This is a genomic window from Alkalibacterium sp. m-11 (genome assembly GCF_054658155.1).
The window spans coordinates 1-4,066 of the sequence record NZ_BAAGIR010000153.1 but is presented as its reverse complement, the minus strand read 5'-3'; the positions used below and the strand labels follow the sequence as shown (position 1 = coordinate 4,066).

General features: G+C 39.4%; 6 protein-coding genes. 5 read left to right on the top strand and 1 reads right to left on the bottom strand.

All coding sequences use genetic code 11. The features are described 5' to 3' along the window. Nucleotides 1–220 precede the first annotated feature (220 nt). The 4 genes from acpS to ACYQ2O_RS10830 all read left to right on the top strand — a co-directional run bounded on the left by acpS (nt 221) and on the right by ACYQ2O_RS10830 (nt 2,121). Nucleotides 221–574: a holo-ACP synthase gene (acpS, locus tag ACYQ2O_RS10845; protein ID WP_346024933.1), complete on the top strand. Its 354-nt coding sequence runs from the start codon at nt 221–223 to the stop codon at nt 572–574. A 203-nt stretch (nt 575–777) separates the two neighbouring features. After that, nucleotides 778–1,029: a hypothetical protein gene (locus ACYQ2O_RS10840; protein ID WP_091479935.1), complete on the top strand. Its 252-nt coding sequence runs from the start codon at nt 778–780 to the stop codon at nt 1,027–1,029. 71 nt (nt 1,030–1,100) lie between these two features. After that, a complete protein-coding gene (locus ACYQ2O_RS10835; protein WP_346024932.1) occupies nt 1,101–1,457 on the top strand; it encodes a type II toxin-antitoxin system PemK/MazF family toxin in 357 nt (118 codons plus the stop codon). A gap of 169 nt (nt 1,458–1,626) precedes the next feature. Next, nucleotides 1,627–2,121 (top strand): QueT transporter family protein, encoded by a 495-nt coding sequence (locus ACYQ2O_RS10830; protein WP_091265412.1) that lies wholly within the window; start codon nt 1,627–1,629, stop codon nt 2,119–2,121. An 89-nt stretch (nt 2,122–2,210) separates the two neighbouring features. On the opposite strand, the gene cbpA is transcribed toward ACYQ2O_RS10830, so the two are convergent. After that, the gene (gene cbpA, locus ACYQ2O_RS10825; RefSeq protein ID WP_346024931.1) at nt 2,211–2,849 is read right to left on the bottom strand and encodes a cyclic di-AMP binding protein CbpA; all 639 of its coding nucleotides are present in this window, start codon (nt 2,847–2,849) and stop codon (nt 2,211–2,213) included. Between the two features lie 124 nt (nt 2,850–2,973). Here cbpA and ACYQ2O_RS10820 point away from each other — a divergent pair, with 124 nt between their 5' ends. After that, the gene (locus ACYQ2O_RS10820) at nt 2,974–3,681 is read left to right on the top strand and encodes an O-methyltransferase (RefSeq protein WP_091265408.1); all 708 of its coding nucleotides are present in this window, start codon (nt 2,974–2,976) and stop codon (nt 3,679–3,681) included. Nucleotides 3,682–4,066: the final 385 nt, after the last annotated feature.

Sequence of the window (4,066 nt, the reverse complement as noted above, 5' to 3'; positions counted from 1 at the left end):
AGTCCAATGGGACAACTGAAGAAAATGTTTGGGTAATGAAACACACAGAATGAGCCATTTTAATATTAAAATTGAAGAGTTACCATCTCTAGAAAAAAAGTTTCCGCCAAAGTCTTGACACATACCTTAAATTATATGAAATGACTTTTATTATTTAATCTGGTAACATAATACAGTAGCTGATTGATTTAATATTGAGTTATAGAATTGAGGAAGACAGATGATTGCTGGTATCGGACTGGATATAGTCGATATTGAACGGATCAATAAAGCGTACATAAAAAGACCATCCTTTGCTGATCGAGTTCTGACAACTAATGAACTGGAGTATTTTCATTCATTAAAAGGAACAAGAAAGATAGAATTTTTAGCCGGCCGATTTTCAGCAAAAGAAGCGTACTCTAAGGCCTTGGGAACAGGTATCGGTAAGCTGACTTTTCGTGATGTTGAAATCCTGCCAGATGATCAGGGAAAACCTATGATCACCGTATGTCCTTTCCCTGGAAAGGCCTGGGTATCGATTTCTCATACAGGAACGATCGCAGTAGCACAGGTTATTTTAGAAGACAAATAACAAACGTTCTTGTTGAGCGGTTTTTTGAGTCAAAGAAGTGTCACAAAGAGTGGTTCAATTTGTTCGCCTTTCATGATAAACTAGCAGACAAGGAATGAGATTCTACATTTCTTTTGGCTAAGTATTCATTGAAGCTTCTGACACTGGTGTCAAGTAAGCTGGCTGTTTAGCTTTTTTATCAGTATATTTTGGAGGGCATATTCATGAAAGAGCATAGCAATAGAAAAATGGTTATTGAACTTGATCAATCAGTTTACGAAGATATCGAAGAATATTGCATGGAGACAGATACTGAAGAAACGGAACTCATGTCTGACATTTTCCACTGCTTTGTTCGGGAAACAATGAATAAAATGGATGCCATGAGGAAGGGATATGCAGAAATGGGACACATCAATTTGGAAATCTGTTCCGAATTTGATGGATGCGAGAGCGAAGCGCATACTCATATCTGATAACAAGGTTCCGGCAGCTCTTCAAACGGAACACGACCTTATCTGAAAGGCTCCTTCAAGGAGGAAAGCCTATGGTTAAGCGTGGAGATATTTTTTATGCAGATTTATCCCCGGTAGTTGGATCGGAACAAGGCGGTATGCGCCCTGTTCTGATTATACAGAACAATGTTGGAAACAAATATAGCCCGACAGTTATTGTTGCGGCAATCACAACAAGAATCGAAAAAGGTAAGATGCCGACACATGTGGAGGTCAGTGCCAAACAGGGACTGGAAAAAAATTCTGTCATTCTGCTTGAACAGATCAGAACGATTGATAAACAGCGGCTGAAAGACCAAGTCACTCAGCTGGATGCTGAAACGATGAATGCTGTTGATGAGGCCCTGTCTATCAGTGTGAGCTTGTCAAATAAATATAAACATATCTAAGGCCTTACTATACTTAGTAAAGACGGAATCTAGTCCGAATGACTGGAGTCTGTCTTTTTTGTGTATTGAAAAATTGATGTAAGCATGCTAAGCTTATCCTCGTTGTCTAAAAACGACCGTGGTTCGAAAGCGTCAACCCACGATATAAAAACTAGGAGGAAATGAAAAAATGAAAACAAAGCAATGGGTATTAAACGCCATAATAGGAGCCCTTTACACAGGTATCACACTACTTATCGCTCCGTTTGGTTTTGGAGCGATTCAGTTCAGATTATCTGAAATGCTGAACCATCTGGCAGTCTTCAATAAAAAGTATGCTTATGGTGTAACAGCCGGAGTCGTCCTGACAAATCTGATTCTCTCTCCTTTTGGAGTATACGACTGGATTCTTGGAGTTGGTCATACGATTGTCTCATTTATTGTTTTCTTTATTGTAACGAAGAAAATCCAGTCACCGATTAAGAAGATGATGATCAATACCGTTATATTTTCGGTGTTCAGCTTCATGATCGCACTGATGCTCCTGCTAATTGGGGTAGAAGAAGTTTTCTGGTTAACTTACCTGACAGTATTTCTAGGACAGTTTGTCACTATGGGAGTTGGAATCCCAATCATCCTATCACTGGATAAGAAACTGAACTTCAACAAACGAATGGAAAATTAAACAGGTTTGGCGCAAAAAAACAGTGCATGTCCCTGGTGTTCTCTTTTATAAGAGGAACAATAGGAGCAGCACTGTTTTTCTAATTAATCTTAATCGTTATGAAGGTCTTCAACTTGTACAACCTTGAAGCCTTTTCTGTCAAGAACCTTCGAGATTTCATCAACAGTTTTTCGTGAGATGCCCGGTTCAAGGGTCATGATGGTTCTGCGGACCATGTTCTCTCTCTGGACATCAAGAGTAATACAGCTCATGATCGAACAGTAGCGGTTGATCAGCTTGGAGATGTTAGCGAGATCCCCTCTTTCACCAGGAGTAGCAATGGTAAGAACGTAGCTTCCCTGATCGATACTCCAAGATTGCTGAAGCAGGTCGATCAGCGTACTGTGAGTCAGAATGCCGTAAAAATTATTGTTTTCATCCAGCACAGTAATATATGGCAGGTCCTTGATCATAAAGAAGATTTTAAAGAACGACGAATTGATGTGTACATATTTGGTCGCATTCTTAAGTAAGTGGGTAACTGGAAGGTCCATGTCACCACCGTTTGCCTTGTGGCGGTAAATATGCATTTTATAGATGTTCCCGCGGAAAATACGGCCGCTTTTATCCAGCACAGGCACGCAGCGGAAGCCGGTTTCTTCTAATAGAGTGATCGCTTCCTGTAGTGTAGCTGATTCAGATATAGTCGTGACGCTATTTTTAGGGACTGATAGTTGTTTGATAAGCATAAATCAAAAGCTCCTTCTCATCTGATTTTTCGTGTTTTCACATTTTCATTATAACAGAATCAATCTTGGTTAAGTAGATAAATCAGTGTAAAATAGAGAAAATAAAAGAAAAGAGGAATTGACATTGCATAAACGGAATGAAATGATGGATCGTCCTGTGATCAATAACGACGTTAGAGAATTTCTTAGAAGGGACCAGAAGCAGTTAGAAGGTAAATTGTTGGAGATTGAAAAATGGGCGAATGAAAACCGTGTTCCGGTCATCCCTCACGAAACAGTCGCGTTCTTTAAATGGCTGCTTCCTTTGCTCAGCCCAAAAGATGTACTTGAAGTTGGAACAGCTATCGGGTTTTCTGCGGCGCTTATGCTGGAATCCATGCCTCGGGATGGACACGTGACAACAATTGAACGGAATCCGGACATGATTGCTAAAGCGGAAACTAACTTCAAGCTCCTGGGGCTAAAAGATAAAGTCACCCTATTAGAAGGTCAGGCCAATGAATGGCTGGAAAAAATAAAGTCTAATTCAAAAGATTTCATTTTCATGGATAGTGCTAAAGCAAAATACTACAGTTTCTTTCCCGAGTGTTATCGTATTTTGAAAATGGGTGGTGTATTAGCTGTTGACGATGTTCTCCAAGGTGGAACAATACTTAATGATGAAAAGGACATTCCGAAACGTACAAGAAAGATCCACAGAAAATTAAATGAGTTTCTTGATGTAGTTCTTGATCATCCGGCAATGGATGCGGTAATCCTGCCAGTAGGAGATGGACTGTTAATGATTACAAAAAGAGACGAAGCTGATTTTTCATTTATGAAAGAAGAATAAAGCTGGTCAAGTAAAGCTTTGTTTTAGCCCACTCGAAAAAGAATTAATAAATATCCGAAAACCTGTTGACGAAAGATGGAAAACCTGGTATAGTTATATTCGTTGTTGAATAACAGCAACCAAGGTTTTCCTTCGTGTCAGCATTGTGCGGCTCAAACGCACAAAAAACTTTTAAAAAAGTTGTTGACATCTGATTGAAAACAATGTAGTGTTATAAAAGTCAGCTCGAACGGAACAACACGAAATAAAGAGCTGAACGAGATAGATCTTTGAAAACTGAACAAAGTAGAAACAACCAAATGTGCAGGGGTCTTCGATTCTTTTGGAGTCGAAGGCAACAAACGAGTTAACATGGTTAACTCACAAGTAATACAATGAGCAAGTC